The following is a 13,962-nucleotide window of genomic DNA, read 5'->3' on the forward strand; positions in this document are numbered from 1 at the left end:
CGGCTATGTAGGCCTATATGACGCGGTCGCGCGAACCGAGATTTTCTCCCTTGCCCCACACCCGCCCGCCTTCCGACACCGGCCTGACGCCGGAGATCGCCGAACTGGTCGCGGAGGTGCACGCCGACACGGCCGCAGAGACCCAGATTCAGATGGACGATCCGGTCGCGCCCAAGGTCGAGGAGGCCCCGGCGCCCGAGACCCGCTCCACCGCCGACGAGTTGCGTTATCGCCTCAAGCAGCAGTCGCTGCTGGCGCGGTTCGGCGAGGTGGCCCTGCGCGAGCGGGACCGCCAGGCCCTGCTCGACGCCGCCTGCGAGGTTTGCGCCGACGGGCTGGAGACGCCCCTGTCCAAGGTGCTGATCCACAACGAGGCCCGCGACCGCCTGGTTCTGGTCGCCGGCGTGGGCTGGAGCGGCGAGGTCGAGGGCCGCGCCTCGCTGGGCGTCGAGCTGGATTCCCCGGCCGGCTACGCCTTCCAGACCGGCAAGCCCCTGATCTCCAACCATCTGGACATCGAGGACCGGTTCCGCACGCCCAAACTGCTGGCCGACCACGGGGTGCGACGCGCCATCAACGTGCTGATCCGGCCCGAACTGGACGGCGAACCCTGGGGCGTGCTTGAGGTCGACAGCCCCGACGAGGGTCAGTTCGACGCCCGCGACGCCCTGTTCCTGGACGCCTTCGCCGCCGTCGTCGGCGCCGCCATCGCCCGCCAGCAGACCGAGCAGCGGCTTTTGGCCGCCATCGAGCACCAGGCCCTGCTGACGCGCGAGGTCAGCCACCGCGTCAAGAACAGCCTGTCCCTGGTCTCCAGCCTGTTGTCGATGCAGGCGCGCGGCGCCGCGTCCGACGACGTGCGCGCCGCCCTGGCCACGGCCGGGTCGCGCATCCAGGCCATCAGCCAGGTCCACGACCAGCTGTGGCGCGGCGCCGACGTCCAGACCGTGATCCTGTCCGACTTCCTGTGCCAGCTGTGCGCGGCCATCGACACCGGCAGCGATCGTCACGTCATCACCTGCGAGGCCTCCGACGCGCCTCTGGGCGCCGACATCGCCATTCCGCTGGGCCTGATCGTCAACGAACTGGTCACCAACGCCATCAAATACGCCTATGGCCCCGACGGCGGCGACATCGCCGTGACCGGCCGGATCGCGGACGGGCGCCTGACCGTGACGGTGGCCGACCAGGGCAAGGGCTTCGACCTGATCGCCGCCCGCAGCGACCGCAGCCTGGGCATGCGCGTGATCGACAGTCTGGTGCGCCAGATCGGCGGCACCATCGTGAACCAGGCCCCACACGCCGGGAAAGACGCCGGTGAAGGCGAGGGCGTCGGCGCGATCCTGGTGGTCGAGGCCTCGGCGACCTAGCGTTCCAGCACCGCGCGCGCCGGGTCGAAGCCGACCACCTCGCGGATCACGATCATGCTCTTGAAGCCGCGCACGCCCTTTTCGGGGAGCAGTTCGCGGATGCCGAAGGCCTCGTAGTCCTGCATCGAGCGCACGGCGACGGTCAGCAGATAGTCGGTCTCGCCCGTCACGTCCCAGGCGCCTTGGACCTCGGGACTGGCCTTCATGGCGCGCTGAAAGTCGTCCATCACCTTGCGGTCCTGGGTGTTCATCTCGACCTGGACATGCAGGACGATGCGCGGTTCGACCCGGGCGGGATCGATAACGGCGACGTCGGCGGCGATGACCCCTTCCGCCCGCAGACGACGCAGCCGGCGCAGCACGGCGGATTCCGACAGGCCCACCGCCTCGGCCGTCACCCGCGCCGGCTCCAGATTGTTGCGCCGGACCCGCTCCAGCAGCCGATGGTCGAAATCGTCGAGGGTGACGAAATTCGTCATTACATGGCCTTTCGTGACGATTTCAGGCGCATTCAAGCGGAAAATCGCCGGGAAGCGCAAGCAGGATTCGGCTACTCACTGGTCATGACTTCCCTGGCCCTGAAACAGCACCTGAACTCCCCGCTGGCGATGCGCGTCATCCCCTATCTGGCTTTGTTCGCGGGCATGGTGACGCTGGCGGGCGGCACCTCCTTCGCCAAGACCCTGTTCCCGATCATCGGGGCGGAGGGGACGTCGGCCTATCGCGTCGGGATTTCGGCCCTGTTGCTGGTCGCTGTGTTCCGGCCGTGGCGGTTCCATCTGGCCCGCGCGGACCTGGGCGCCATCGCCCTGTACGGCGTCGTGCTGGGGGCGATGAACCTCAGCTTCTACATGTCGCTGCGCACCATTCCGCTGGGTCTGGCCATCGCCATCGAGTTCATGGGGCCGCTGACCCTGGCCCTGATCCATTCGAGGAAACCCATCCATTTCGTCTGCATCGGCTTTGCCGTCGTGGGCCTGGGCCTGCTGCTGCCGTTGAAGGCTGGCGCCGGGGCGCTGGATCCTGTGGGCATGGCCCTGGCCGCCTTCGCCGGCCTGTGCTGGGCGCTGTACATCGTCTTCGGCAAGCGGCTTTCGCACATCCATGCGGGCCAGTCGGTGGCGCTGGGCATGAGCGTGGCGGCCCTAGTCGTCGTGCCGTTCGGCGTGGCCCATGCGGGCGCGGCCCTGCTGAACCCGGCCATCATCCTGGCGGGCGTCGCGGTCGCGATCTTCTCCAGCGCCCTGCCCTATTCGCTGGAGATGGTCGCCCTGCGCAGCATCCCCAAACGCACTTTCGGCGTGGTGCTCAGCGCCGAACCGGCGGTCGGCGCCCTAGCCGGCCTGCTGATCCTGCACGAACACCTGACCGGCCAGCAATGGCTCGCCATCGCCGCCATCGTCGTGGCCTCGGTCGGGGCCATCGCGACGACGCGCGAACCGAAGGTGGGGCCGGAGCCGGTTTAGGCCCGTCACTCACAGCCCTCACACCGTCATCCTAGGGCTTGTCCCTAGGATCCAGACTCCCGGTATTCGAACGGGCGCACTCCCCGGACGCACCGGGAGTCTGGATCCTCGCCACAAGGGCGAGGATGACGGGAGTGAGAGGGGCGCGGCCCCTCAGAACTCCTCCCACTCCTGCGCCGCAATCCCGCCGCCGGCATAGGCGCGGATGCGGGCGCGTTCGCGGGCCAGGGGAACCGGGCCTGCCCCCTGCGACAGGTCGTGGACCCGCGTCTGCGCCGGCGCCTCGCCCGTGTCGAACCGTTCGACCAGCTGGGCCAGTTGCTCGGTCTCGGTCTTCAGGCTCATGGCGGCGGCCGTGGTTTCCTCGACCATCGCCGCATTCTGTTGCGTCACCTGATCCATCTGATTGACGGCGCTGTTGACCTGGCTCAGCCCCGTCGCCTGTTCCTGGGCCGAGGCGGCGATTTCGGAGATCAGGGCGTCCATTTCCGCCACCTTGACCGCGATGGCCGACAGGGCCGATCCCGTCTCGTTGACCAGGTTCACGCCTTGCGCCACCTCCTGGCCCGAGGTGGTGATCAGGGTCTTGATCTGTTTCGCGGCCTCGGCCGAGCGCTGGGCCAGCGCCCGCACCTCGGACGCGACCACCGCGAAGCCGCGCCCCGCCTCGCCGGCCCGCGCCGCCTCGACCCCGGCGTTCAGGGCCAGCAGATTGGTCTGGAAGGCGATCTCGTCGATCACGCCGATGATGTCGCTGATCTGGGTCGAGCTGCGCTTGATACCGTCCATCGCCGCGATGGCCTGGCGCACCACCTCGCCCGAGCGGTCGGCCTCGGCCCGCGCGCCCACGGCGGCCGATGAGGCCTGTTTGGCGCCGTCCGCACTGCGTTTCACCGTGGCGGTGATCTGGTCCAGAGCCGCCGCCGTCTCTTCCAGACTGGCGGCCTGCTGTTCGGTACGGCGCGACAGGTCGTCGGACGCGCTGGAGATTTCGCTGACCCCGCCTCTCAGGCCCGCGACGGCCTGCAAGGCCTGACCCAGGGTCTGACGCAGGCTTTCGACGGCCGCGTTATAGTCGTCGCGCACCCGGATGTGGGCGCCCTGCACCGGCGCATCGATCCGCGCCGTCAGGTCGCCCGCCGACAGCCGCGCCAGGGCGCCGGCCAGGGCCTCGACCAGCAGGTTCTGCGCCTGCTCCGCCTCGATCCGCTGCTTCTCGCGCCGCGCGGCCTCCTGTTCCTCGGCCGTGATGTCGATGGCCAGCTTGATGACTTTCGTCGGCCGCCCATCGACGCCAAAGACCGGATTGTAGGAGGCCTGCAACCAGACCTCGCGTCCGCCCTTGGCCAGCCGCCGGAACTTGCGCGCCAGGAAGTGACCGGCGTTCAACTCGCGCCAGAAGGCCGTGTATTCAGGCGAGGCGGCTTCGGCCGGATCCATGAACTGGCGGTGGTGCGTCCCCCGGATCTCTTCGAGGCTGTAGCCCATGGTGGTCAGCAGGTTCTGGTTGGCGTCGATAATGGTGCCGTCCAGATTGAACTCTATCACCGCCTGGGACCGGCCGATGGCCGCCATCTTGCCATCCAGGTCGATCACCCGGTTCTGCAAATCCGATGATTTAGGTTTACGCGCGAACATAGGCACAACCTCTTCGCAATCGGCCGGCCCCCGCCCGCCTCGGTTGCAAGATTAACATTCTAATTGGTTTCCAAACCGTTTCTCGCCTGAGTTGCAAGCGAGACGCAAAAACCGCCCTTTTTGCACTGCATTCAAAGCCGGCTTCACCGCTCGTTAACCACGATGGCGCATCTCTCAACCCCTGTTCCTGGGGTCTGTTTTTGCGCAATCTCGTCGCCGCCGTCGAAGCGATCGATCCGCTGGTCGTCACCGGCAAGGTCGCGGGCGTGTCGGGCCTGCTGATCGAGTCGCGCGGCGGCCTGTCGCGTCTCGCTGTCGGCGCCCGGGCCGAGATCAGCCGGCGCGGCCATTCCCCCTTGCCGGCCGAAGTCGTCGGTTTCCGCGATTCCAAGGCCCTGCTGATGCCGTTCGGCCCGGTCGAGGGCGTGGCCCCCGGCGCCGACATCCGCATCATCGACCAGGCCGCCAGCGTGCGCCCAACCACCGCCTGGCTGGGCCGGATCATCGACGCCTTCGGCCAGCCCATCGACGGCAAGGGACCGCTACCGCAAGGCCCCGCCCCCTATCCCTTGCGCGCCCCGCCGCCGCCCGCCCATTCGCGCGGTCGGGTGGGCGAGCGTCTGGACCTGGGCGTGCGGGCCATGGACGTCTTCACCACCACCTGCCGGGGCCAGCGCCTGGGCATCTTCGCCGGGTCCGGCGTGGGCAAGTCGGTGCTGCTGTCCATGCTGGCCAAACAGGCGACCTGCGACGCCGTCGTCGTCGGCCTGATCGGCGAACGCGGCCGCGAGGTGCGCGAGTTCGTGGAAGAGACCCTGGGCGAAGAGGGGCTGAAACGCGCCGTCGTCGTGGTCGCCACCTCGGACGAGCCGGCCCTGAAACGCCGCCAGTCGGCCTATATGACCATGGCCATCGCCGAATATCTGCGCGATCAGGACCTGGAGGTGCTGTGCCTGATGGACAGCGTCACCCGGTTTGCGATGGCCCAGCGAGAGATCGGCCTGGCGGCGGGCGAACCGCCGACCACCAAGGGCTACACCCCTACCGTCTTCACCGAACTGCCCAAGCTGCTGGAGCGGGCCGGGCCGGGACCGGTGCGGCCCGACGGCACGACGGCGGCGCCCATCACCGCCCTGTTCACCGTCCTGGTGGACGGCGGCGACCATGACGAGCCCATCGCCGACGCCGTGCGAGGCATCCTGGACGGACACATCGTCATGGACCGCAAGATCGCCGAACGCGGTCGTTTCCCCGCCATCGACGTGCTGAAGTCCGTCAGCCGCACCATGCCCGCCTGTCAGACGCCGCCCGAGCGCGAGTTGAACAAGCGCGCCCGCCAGTGCCTGTCGGCCTATGCCAATATGGAAGAGCTGATCAAGATCGGCGCCTATCGCACCGGCGCCGATCCCATCGTGGACCGCGCCATCGCGCTGAACCCCGCGCTGGAAGATTTCCTGGGACAGGACAAGGACGATCACACCCGTCTTTCCGATTCCTTTACCCGGCTGGAGCACATCCTCAATCAAGGCATGATCAGGGAGTAATGATTTAAATGACCGCTTGGGCCCAATCCCTGATCCGCATCTCCAACTACGAGGTCGAAACGCTGCAGAAGCGCTTGGCCGAGATCACCGAACGCCGCGCCAATGCCGAGATCCGCATCGCCGTTCTGGACGCCGAGGCCCAGGGCGAACGCGACCGCGCCCGCATGGACGCCGAGGCCGGCATGATGCTGGGCGCCTATCTCAACGGCTGGAAATCGCGCAAGGCCAAGGCCGAGGGCGACCTGACCGTGCTGGACGCCGAGGAAGCCGGCGCCCGCGACGCCCTGACCGGCGCCTTCGAAGAGCTGAAGAAGTTCGAACACGTCGCCGAGACCACCCGCCTGACCCAGCTGGTCGCCATAGCCAAACGCGAAACCGCCGCCTTTGACGAACTGGGTTTACGCCGCCGAGCCGTTTGATCTGCGTCCTTCTCCCCTTGCGGGAGAAGGTGGCCCGAAGGGCCGGATGAGGGGTCCCACCCCGCCGATGAGAGAACACGGATGAAGCCAGAAACCCCTCATCCGTCTCGCTCCGCTCGCCACCTTCTCCCGCAAGGGGAGAAGGGTTGGTCACGCCGCACCATTCTCGCCTCATCCCTGGCCCTGCCCCTCGCCGCCTGCGACCGCTTCGCCTCGGCCGAAGCCACCCCGCTCGACGTCCCCCCGCTGAAATCCATCGCCCCCGCCCCGTTCGGCACGGCGATCAAGGCCAGCCATATCGACGACCCCGACTGGGTCGCGCTTGCCCGCGCCAACGTCTCCCAGCTCACGCCCGAGTGGGAGATGAAGATGGAATACATCCTGGCCAACGGCCTGGACCGCCCCAACTTCGACCGCACCGACCGCATCGCCGCCTTCGCCCAATCCAACGGCATGGGCCTGCACGGCCACACCCTGATCTGGTATTCGCAGGGTCAGGAGGCGTTCGCGGGTCTGGATAACGCCGCCTTCGACCGCGCCTTCGACGGCTATATCGCCACGGTCGCCGGTCGCTATCGCGGCAAGGTCCGCAGCTGGGACGTGGTCAACGAACCGATCCTGGACGACGGTTCGGCCATGCGCGACTGTCACTGGTCACAGCGCTACGGCCAGGACGGCTATATTCTGCGCGCCTTCGAAAAGGCCCGGATCGCGGATCCGCAAGCCGTGCTGTTCCTGAACGAATACAATCAGGAAAGCGTCCCAGCCAAAGGCGCGCAGTTCCTGAAACTGGTCGAGCGCCTGCTGAAGGCCGGCTGCCCGCTGCAGGGGCTGGGCCTGCAATCCCACCTGTGGATCGACATCCCCGAAGGCGTCATCGCCGCCTATATGCGCGAGGTGGCCCAGTTCGGCCTGCCGATCCATGTGTCGGAGCTGGACTGCACCCTGCGCACCGACAACCGGCTGGATCTGCGCAAGCAAGCCGACCGGATCGCCGCACAAGGGGCCCGCGTCACCGAACTGACCTCGGCCTTCGCCGCCCTGCCGAAAGCGCAGCAGTTCGCCTTCACCATCTGGGGCCTGCGCGACACCGACAGCTGGTATCGCCAGGCCGACAAGGACGACGGCAAGGACAAGCCCCTGCCCTTCGACAGCTTCGGCCGCCCCAATCCGATGGCGGCCGCCATCGCGGCGGGCTTCAAGACCCCCGCCTGAAGAAATCCGCCGGGCCTGCATCCAGAACGCTCGCTCGGCGCCTCTCTGTTGAAGCGTCACGTTGACGCGCTTCAGGAGACCGCCCTTGCCCCAGTTCCTTTCCGCCCGTCGTCGCCGCGTGGTCCTGCTGGTCGCCTTCAGCGCGCTGGCGTTTGCGGTTGGCCCCGTCGCGGCCCAGGATGTCGCGCGCATGGATCAGGTGGTCCGCGCCTCCAGCGACGCCGACGCCTTTTCCGGCGCCGTCCTGGTCGCGCGCGACGGGCGCGTCCTGCTGGATCAGGGCTACGGTCTGGCCAATCGCGAGTGGAACGTTCCCAACGACGGCGACACCAAGTTCCGCCTCGGCTCGCTGACCAAACAGTTCACCGCCGTCGCGATCATGATCCTGAACCAGCAGGGCAAGGTCGATCTGGATGCGCCGGTCAAGACCTGGTTGCCCCAGGCGTCGGGCGCCTGGGACGCGGTGACGGTTCGACATCTGCTGAACCACACCTCGGGCATGCCCGACTTCACCCGGTTCGACGACTATGAGGCGCTGAAGACCCGCCCGGCGACCACGGCTGAACTGATCGCCCGGTTCAGCGACCGGCCGCTGGACTTCGCGCCCGGCGCGCGGTTCGCCTATTCCAACTCGGGCTATGTCCTGCTCAGCGCCATCGTCGAGGCGGCCAGCGGCCAGACCTACGCCGACTTCGTCACCGCCAATCTGTTCGCCCCGCTGGGCATGAGCGACAGCGGCTATGATCGCCACGACGCCATCCTGCCGCGCCGCGCCTCCGGTTACACGCCTGGCGCGTCCGGCGTCGTCAACGCCGACTATGTGGACATGAGCATTCCGACGGGCGCCGGCGCCCTGTATTCGACCACCCACGACCTGCTGAAATGGGAACAGGGGTTGTTCGGCGGCCGGGTGCTGAACCCCCAGTCGATGACCGCCCTGACCACCCCCGTCCGCGACGGCTACGCCATGGGTCTGCTGGTCACCCAGGCCGAGGGCAAAACGCTGGTCTGGCACAACGGCGCCATCGAGGGCTTCAACACCTATATGGCCTATGATCCGGGCGACCGGACCGCCGTCATCGTCCTGGGCAATCTGAACGGCGAAGCGCCGGACAAGCTGGGCGCCGCCCTGGTCACCCTGGCGCGCGGCGGAACCGTCACCCTGGCCAGCGAGCGCCGCGCCGTCACGCTCTCGTCCCAGGCGCTGCAGGCCTATGGGGGCGTCTATAATCTGGCCCCGACCTTCGCCCTGACCGTGTCCGTCGTGGACGGCAAGCTGATGGCCCAGGCCACGGGACAGCCGGCCTTCGCACTGACGGCGGAGGCCGAGGACGCCTTCTACCTGACCGCCGTCGACGCCCAGATCACCTTCACCCGCGACACGGCCGGCGCCGTCGAGGGTCTGATCCTGCATCAGGGCGGCCGCGACATGCCGGCCAAGCGGCAGTAGGGCCGGAGGCGGCGTCGGAGTTCGCGCGCCGACGTCGCCTCAGTCGATGGCCTCGACGCCCTCAACCTTCGTCTTCGCGACCATGGCCCGCATGGCCGCCAGTTGTTCGGCCGGATGACCCTGCCAGCCCACCACTTCGCCCACGATCCGCAAGGGTTCGCGCGAGCGGTAGGACTGGGTCGGATTACCGGAAAATTTCTGGTCGGTCAGATTGGGGTCGTCGATGATCTCGCCGGTCGAAACGACGACATAGATCCGCTCACGTCCCTGCCCTTGCGCCAGCTCCGCGCCCCAGATCGCGGCCTCCAGCGTCCCCGCCAGATAGACCCACGGGTTCGCCTTGCCGGTCCCGAAGTTGGAGGCGTAACCGGCGGCGATCAGGTCGCCCGTCTTCAGATCGGCCTTGGTGCCGTGAAAATAGCCGCGTTCCATGGGTCGCCCTTCAGTGTTTCAGGGCTCCGCATCATGCGCAGAAAAACCGGCCTGCCCATTCTTGAACGCAGAAATATCGTCGCCAGCTTAGTGCAGAGGCCGAAACGCAAAACGCCCGCCGTTGCCGGCGGGCGTTTCGAAATCGGCGGATCGAAGACCGATCAGGCGGCGACGGTGACGACGCTTTCGGACGGGTCGCGCAGGACGTAGCCGCGGCCCCAGACGGTTTCGATGTAGTGTTTGCCGTCGGCGGCGGTGGCCAGCTTCTTGCGCAGCTTGCAGATGAAGACGTCGATGATCTTCAGCTCGGGCTCGTCCATACCGCCGTACAGGTGGTTCAGGAACATTTCCTTGGTCAGGGTTGTGCCCTTGCGGAGCGAGAGCAGCTCCAGCATCTGGTATTCCTTGCCCGTCAGGTGGACGCGGTGACCGTTCACCTCGACCGTCTTGGCGTCCAGGTTCACGGCGATCTCGCCGGTGTGGATGATCGCCTGGGCGTGACCCTTGGAGCGACGGACCACGGCGTGGGTGCGCGCGATCAGCTCGTCCTTGTGGAAGGGCTTGGTCATGTAGTCGTCGGCGCCGCCGCCGAAGGTCTTGACCTTGGTCTCGATCTCGTGGCTGCCCGACAGGATCATGACCGGGGTGTTGACCTTGCCGACGCGCAGCTGGCGCAGGACTTCCAGGCCGCTCATGTCCGGCAGGTTCAGGTCAAGAAGAATGAGGTCGTAGTCATAGATCTTGCCCAGATCGATGCCTTCTTCGCCCAGGTCCGTCGTATAGACGTTGAAGCCTTCCGACTTCAGCATCAGTTCGATGCTTTGGGCGGTTGCGTGATCGTCTTCAATCAACAGGACGCGCATACGTGCCCCTCCAGGCAAAAGCTTTGCGGTAACCACCCCGACGAACGTCTGGGTAACCTTGTTCGCAAGTTAAGACGTGAAAACCTTAAGAAGGGTTAACGCCATCCGATTGAGTCGAATCTAGGCTGATTTGCGAATCGCCGTCGAGTGGCCGGAGTCAACGATTCGAAATTTATTAACCATGTTGCGTCCGCCGACGTCGCCCCGCCTCGCCGCTTCCTCCCCTCCACTCGCCTACATCCGCATAGGGTCGCCTGCACAACCTCAAGGCGGGCAAGGCGTCACGTCCGGTTTTGACGTGCAGTAGGACTTTATTCCTATCTCAAGGTCGGCGGCCCTCTATGCTGCCGACATCGATTTCGAGAGCGGGAGGGTTTCGCCATGGAGGACTACAGGGTGCCGGTCAGCGAGGAGGACCGGGTCAAGGCGGGCCTGGCCGTCCATCTGGTCGCGGCGCGCACCGGCGCGCAGCCGGCCCAGATGATCGGCGGGGGTCGGATGCACCCGCGCGCCGCCCGGCCGCGCTGGCTGGCCATGTATCTGTCGCACGTGGCCTTCGGCTGGACCCTGGAGAGGGTCAGCCACGTCTTCGGCGTCAATCGCGCCAGCGTCGGGACCGCCTGCCGCTGGGTCGAGGACGAACGCGAACGGCGTCCCGTCGACGACCTGCTGAACGAGCTGGAGACCTGCATCCAGGGCCTTTACCAGACCCCGCGCCTGGACCTGGTCCAATGAGCCGGCTGCTGGAACGCGCGCGCGGCCTGATGGCGCGACCCGGCGCTTGGCTGGGGACCGACGGCGGGGTCTATGCGCTGAGGCTGTCGGCGGATCGGCGCAGCCGCATCAGCCTGACCCTGACCGAGGCAGAGTTCCGCGCCCTGGTCGATCAGCCGGGCCTGCGCGCGCGACCGGGCGGCGGCTGGGTCGCCCGAACGACGGCGGACGAAGCGCCGCCCCCTCCCCCCGGCCGCCCCGGCTTCGTCGCGGGCGAGCGCGACCTGATCCAGGCCGACGGGCGCATCGTGCGCCGGCGCGCCAATCTGGGCGAAAGCCCCATCGCCTGGCTGGCGCGGCGCAAGGATGCGTCCGGCCGGCCCTGGCTCACCCCGGCAGAGGCCGCCGCCGGCGAGCGTCTGCGTCGCGAGGCCGAACAGGCGATGAAGGGCCCGTCCCTGACCATGCGCTGGGACGCCCTGCCCCACAGCGGATCGGGAACCTCCGCCCGGATGGAGCCCACCGACCGCGCCCTCTCGGCCGGCCGGCGCGTCGAGGGCGCCTTGACCGCCGTCGGCCCGCGCCTGCGCCCCATCCTGACCCGCACCTGCATCCACGGCGACAGCCTGCAACTGGCCGAAACCGGCCTGGGCCTGCGCCGCCGCCAAGGCAAGACCGTGCTGAAACAGGCGCTCCAGGCCCTGGCGGATCACTATGGGATCGGCTGATTTGAGACGAAGTGCACAGATTGCACCCTATTTTTTGCGCCTTAACCATAACGATGATTTTCGAAACCAAATCGGTCGTGGCATCGTTTGCGGCATGTCCTGACAATCGGAGATCGTCCCATGTCCCGTCCCCTGGCCTGCGCCCTGTCCACACTGATGCTGGCGACGGCGCTGCCGGCGTCGGCCCAGACGCCCTCTGCGCTCAGAGACCTCGTCGGCGCCCGCGCGGGTCAGGCCGAGGGAGAGCTGACCCGTCGCGGCTATCAGGCCACGGATCGGTCCGAGGTCGTCGGCGACGGGCGCATGACCTATTGGCGCAACGGGAACGACTGCGTGTCCATCATGACGCGCGACGGCCGCTACGCCTCGATCAACCAGGCTGGCCGCAGCGAATGCGGCTCGGGCGGCTCGAACAGCTCAAATGCGACGGCGATCGCGGCCGGGGTCGCCATCGTGGGCCTGGCCGCCGCCATCGCCGCCCACAACAACCGCCACCGCGACGCCGATGCCGACCACGACCGGGAGTATCAGCGCGGCTACGAGGCCGCCCTGCACGGCGCCGACTATGACGCCAATCACGAGACCGAGGGCTATCACGAAGGCTTCCTGGCCGGCGAGGACGAGGGTCAGAACCGCCGCCACGCCAACAGCGGCTGGGTGCAGAACGCCCCCTATGCGGCGCGCCAGGCCTGTTCGCGTCGCGCCGACGAGTTCCAGAACCGCCCCTATGGCTCCAGCGTGCCCATCGGCGTGCGCGACCTGGGACGCGGCGATTTCGAGCTGACGATGGCGACGGGCTCGTATCGTTCGCGCTGCACCGTCTCGGCCTCGGGCGACGTGCGGTCGATGGACCCCGGCTGAGCCGTCAGATCAAGGCGATGGGGATCAGGATCGCCTGCAGGTAGATCAGCGCCCGGACGAGGGCCAGGACCGCAATCCTGGCCCCCTTGCCGACGGAGACGTTCAGCCGCCGCGCGAACCAGTGGGATTGCATGAACAGGAACCAGCACGTTCCGCCGATCATGATGGCGGCGCCGATCACGTTGGGCAGTTCGGGCCGCTGGAAGATGGAGCCGCCTATCGAAACGAAGGCGGCGCAGACGGCCGCCAGATAGCATTGGGCGTAGAAGGGCGGGCGCAGGGTCTCGCGACTGATCCGCTTCTTCTCGTGACGCAACAGGGTCACGGCGGCGACCAGCGGGATCAGGCTGAAGGCCAGGGAGCGGAACAGGATCAGGTTCTGCTGCGAGGCGAACAGCGTCCTGGTCACCGTCGAGACTTCGGGCGGCGGCGGCACATGCAGGGCCATGCCGATCAGATTGGCCAGGACGACGGTGGCCAGCAGGAACAGGGGCGGGCTGAGCGCGTCGTCGTAGCGATGCTCCTCGCTGTCGCTCTGCTCGCGGTCAGAATAATCCATGGCCGCCAGCGGCCCACGCAGGATCCGCCACCAGGTCAGAGGATAGAAGACCAGCCAGCTGACGGCCTCGAAGAGAAACTCCTCGAAACTGCGCAGGATCTTCAGCAGGTCCATTCCGCGTCCCTCGTCCACACCCCGCGATGGTGGGTCGTCGGGCCGCCGGTGGCAAGGCCGTTACGCCAGCGCGGCCTCGCGGATGCGCCCGACCATGCTGTTCAGACCATTGGCGCGCTGGCGCGTCAGGGCCGACGGCAGGCCCAGCCGGTCCAGCGCCGCCCGCGCGTCGAAGGCCAGTATCTCGGCGGGCGTGCGGCCCGAATACAGTTTGAGCAGCAGGGCGATATTGCCCTTGGACAGGGCGCTGTCGCTGTCGGCGGCGAACCACAGCCGATCCTCGGTCGGCTTCACGGCCAGCCAGACCTGGGCCGCACAGCCCGGCACCTTGTTGGCTTCGAGCCGGTCGGCGTCGTCCAGCGGGGCCAGACCCTTGCCCAGTTCGATCACATATTCGATCCGCTGCTCCCAATCGCCCAGCAGGTCGAAATCCTCGGCCAGTTCGGCCAGGGTCTGGTCAATGCTGTCGGTCGGGGGCGCGCGCTCGGTCATGGCCCGCCAGATAGGCCGCCGGGCCGTTAACGACAACCGGCCGTTTTGTCCCCCGATATTCATGGTGAACGCCGCGATGGGGTTCGCCTTACGGGGG

15 protein-coding genes are annotated in these 13,962 nt (G+C 67.5%); 9 read left to right on the plus strand and 6 right to left on the minus strand.

Annotated elements, in window-relative coordinates:
* The first annotated feature begins 50 nt into the window (after positions 1-50).
* Complete coding sequence (locus EGY25_RS02540) at positions 51-1,370, plus strand: sensor histidine kinase (protein WP_245159309.1); 1,320 nt, start codon at positions 51-53, stop codon at positions 1,368-1,370.
* On the opposite strand, the gene EGY25_RS02545 is transcribed toward EGY25_RS02540, so the two are convergent.
* Positions 1,367-1,849 (minus strand): Lrp/AsnC family transcriptional regulator, encoded by a 483-nt coding sequence (locus EGY25_RS02545; RefSeq protein WP_135193497.1) that lies wholly within the window; start codon positions 1,847-1,849, stop codon positions 1,367-1,369. The two genes, EGY25_RS02540 and EGY25_RS02545, sit on opposite strands and share 4 nt — an antisense overlap.
* An 84-nt stretch (positions 1,850-1,933) precedes the next feature.
* Here EGY25_RS02545 and EGY25_RS02550 point away from each other — a divergent pair, with 84 nt between their 5' ends.
* Positions 1,934-2,836, plus strand: a complete 903-nt coding sequence (locus EGY25_RS02550; RefSeq protein ID WP_135193498.1) for an EamA family transporter — start codon at positions 1,934-1,936, stop codon at positions 2,834-2,836.
* Between the two features lie 153 nt (positions 2,837-2,989).
* Here EGY25_RS02550 and EGY25_RS02555 read toward each other — a convergent pair whose 3' ends face one another.
* Positions 2,990-4,474: a methyl-accepting chemotaxis protein gene (locus tag EGY25_RS02555; RefSeq protein ID WP_245159310.1), complete on the minus strand. Its 1,485-nt coding sequence runs from the start codon at positions 4,472-4,474 to the stop codon at positions 2,990-2,992.
* A gap of 200 nt (positions 4,475-4,674) precedes the next feature.
* Between EGY25_RS02555 and fliI the strand changes: the two genes are divergently transcribed.
* From fliI to EGY25_RS02575, 4 genes are all read left to right on the plus strand, one after another.
* The gene (gene fliI / locus EGY25_RS02560; RefSeq protein ID WP_135193499.1) at positions 4,675-6,018 is read left to right on the plus strand and encodes a flagellar protein export ATPase FliI; all 1,344 of its coding nucleotides are present in this window, start codon (positions 4,675-4,677) and stop codon (positions 6,016-6,018) included.
* An 8-nt stretch (positions 6,019-6,026) separates the two neighbouring features.
* Positions 6,027-6,437: a flagellar FliJ family protein gene (locus EGY25_RS02565; RefSeq protein ID WP_135193500.1), complete on the plus strand. Its 411-nt coding sequence runs from the start codon at positions 6,027-6,029 to the stop codon at positions 6,435-6,437.
* 81 nt (positions 6,438-6,518) lie between these two features.
* Complete coding sequence (locus EGY25_RS02570) at positions 6,519-7,652, plus strand: endo-1,4-beta-xylanase (protein WP_135193501.1); 1,134 nt, start codon at positions 6,519-6,521, stop codon at positions 7,650-7,652.
* An 85-nt stretch (positions 7,653-7,737) separates the two neighbouring features.
* Entirely contained in the window at positions 7,738-9,102 is a 1,365-nt protein-coding gene (locus tag EGY25_RS02575) for a serine hydrolase (RefSeq protein ID WP_135193502.1), read from the plus strand.
* A 39-nt stretch (positions 9,103-9,141) separates the two neighbouring features.
* On the opposite strand, the gene arr is transcribed toward EGY25_RS02575, so the two are convergent.
* Both arr and ctrA read right to left on the minus strand, forming a co-directional pair.
* On the minus strand, positions 9,142-9,534 hold the full coding sequence (arr, locus tag EGY25_RS02580) for an NAD(+)--rifampin ADP-ribosyltransferase (RefSeq protein WP_135193503.1): 393 nt from the start codon (positions 9,532-9,534) through the stop codon (positions 9,142-9,144).
* Between the two features lie 161 nt (positions 9,535-9,695).
* A complete protein-coding gene (ctrA, locus tag EGY25_RS02585) occupies positions 9,696-10,397 on the minus strand; it encodes a response regulator transcription factor CtrA (RefSeq protein ID WP_135193504.1) in 702 nt (233 codons plus the stop codon).
* Between the two features lie 381 nt (positions 10,398-10,778).
* Here ctrA and EGY25_RS02590 point away from each other — a divergent pair, with 381 nt between their 5' ends.
* From EGY25_RS02590 to EGY25_RS02600, 3 genes are all read left to right on the plus strand, one after another.
* A complete protein-coding gene (locus EGY25_RS02590; RefSeq protein ID WP_135193505.1) occupies positions 10,779-11,132 on the plus strand; it encodes a chromosomal replication initiator DnaA in 354 nt (117 codons plus the stop codon).
* Entirely contained in the window at positions 11,129-11,839 is a 711-nt protein-coding gene (locus tag EGY25_RS02595) for a DUF6456 domain-containing protein (protein WP_135193506.1), read from the plus strand. The genes EGY25_RS02590 and EGY25_RS02595 overlap by 4 nt, the downstream gene beginning before the upstream one ends.
* Positions 11,840-11,959: 120 nt before the next feature.
* Positions 11,960-12,700 (plus strand): hypothetical protein, encoded by a 741-nt coding sequence (locus EGY25_RS02600; protein ID WP_135193507.1) that lies wholly within the window; start codon positions 11,960-11,962, stop codon positions 12,698-12,700.
* 4 nt (positions 12,701-12,704) lie between these two features.
* Here the strand turns inward: EGY25_RS02600 and EGY25_RS02605 are convergent, their stop codons facing one another.
* Both EGY25_RS02605 and EGY25_RS02610 read right to left on the minus strand, forming a co-directional pair.
* Positions 12,705-13,373 carry a hypothetical protein gene (locus tag EGY25_RS02605; protein WP_135193508.1) on the minus strand — a complete coding sequence of 223 codons (669 nt, stop codon included), beginning with the start codon at positions 13,371-13,373 and terminating at the stop codon, positions 12,705-12,707.
* Between the two features lie 60 nt (positions 13,374-13,433).
* Positions 13,434-13,865: a SufE family protein gene (locus tag EGY25_RS02610; RefSeq protein WP_135193509.1), complete on the minus strand. Its 432-nt coding sequence runs from the start codon at positions 13,863-13,865 to the stop codon at positions 13,434-13,436.
* Positions 13,866-13,962: the final 97 nt, after the last annotated feature.

It is taken from the genome of Brevundimonas intermedia (genome assembly GCF_004614235.1).
GTDB classification, from domain to species: Bacteria; Pseudomonadota; Alphaproteobacteria; order Caulobacterales; family Caulobacteraceae; genus Brevundimonas; species Brevundimonas intermedia_A.

Excerpts from the sequence above, each read along its gene's own strand:
- EGY25_RS02570 (WP_135193501.1), top strand. The coding sequence starts at position 6,519 with ATGAAGCCAGAAACCCCTCATCCGTCTCGCTCCGCTCGCCACCTTCTC.
- EGY25_RS02595 (WP_135193506.1), top strand. The coding sequence starts at position 11,129 with ATGAGCCGGCTGCTGGAACGCGCGCGCGGCCTGATGGCGCGACCCGGC.
- EGY25_RS02590 (WP_135193505.1), top strand. The coding sequence starts at position 10,779 with ATGGAGGACTACAGGGTGCCGGTCAGCGAGGAGGACCGGGTCAAGGCG.
- EGY25_RS02610 (WP_135193509.1), bottom strand. The coding sequence starts at position 13,865 with ATGACCGAGCGCGCGCCCCCGACCGACAGCATTGACCAGACCCTGGCC.
- arr (WP_135193503.1), bottom strand. The coding sequence starts at position 9,534 with ATGGAACGCGGCTATTTTCACGGCACCAAGGCCGATCTGAAGACGGGC.
- EGY25_RS02555 (WP_245159310.1), bottom strand. The coding sequence starts at position 4,474 with ATGTTCGCGCGTAAACCTAAATCATCGGATTTGCAGAACCGGGTGATC.
- EGY25_RS02545 (WP_135193497.1), bottom strand. The coding sequence starts at position 1,849 with ATGACGAATTTCGTCACCCTCGACGATTTCGACCATCGGCTGCTGGAG.
- EGY25_RS02565 (WP_135193500.1), top strand. The coding sequence starts at position 6,027 with ATGACCGCTTGGGCCCAATCCCTGATCCGCATCTCCAACTACGAGGTC.
- EGY25_RS02605 (WP_135193508.1), bottom strand. The coding sequence starts at position 13,373 with ATGGACCTGCTGAAGATCCTGCGCAGTTTCGAGGAGTTTCTCTTCGAG.
- ctrA (WP_135193504.1), bottom strand. The coding sequence starts at position 10,397 with ATGCGCGTCCTGTTGATTGAAGACGATCACGCAACCGCCCAAAGCATC.
- EGY25_RS02550 (WP_135193498.1), top strand. The coding sequence starts at position 1,934 with ATGACTTCCCTGGCCCTGAAACAGCACCTGAACTCCCCGCTGGCGATG.
- EGY25_RS02600 (WP_135193507.1), top strand. The coding sequence starts at position 11,960 with ATGTCCCGTCCCCTGGCCTGCGCCCTGTCCACACTGATGCTGGCGACG.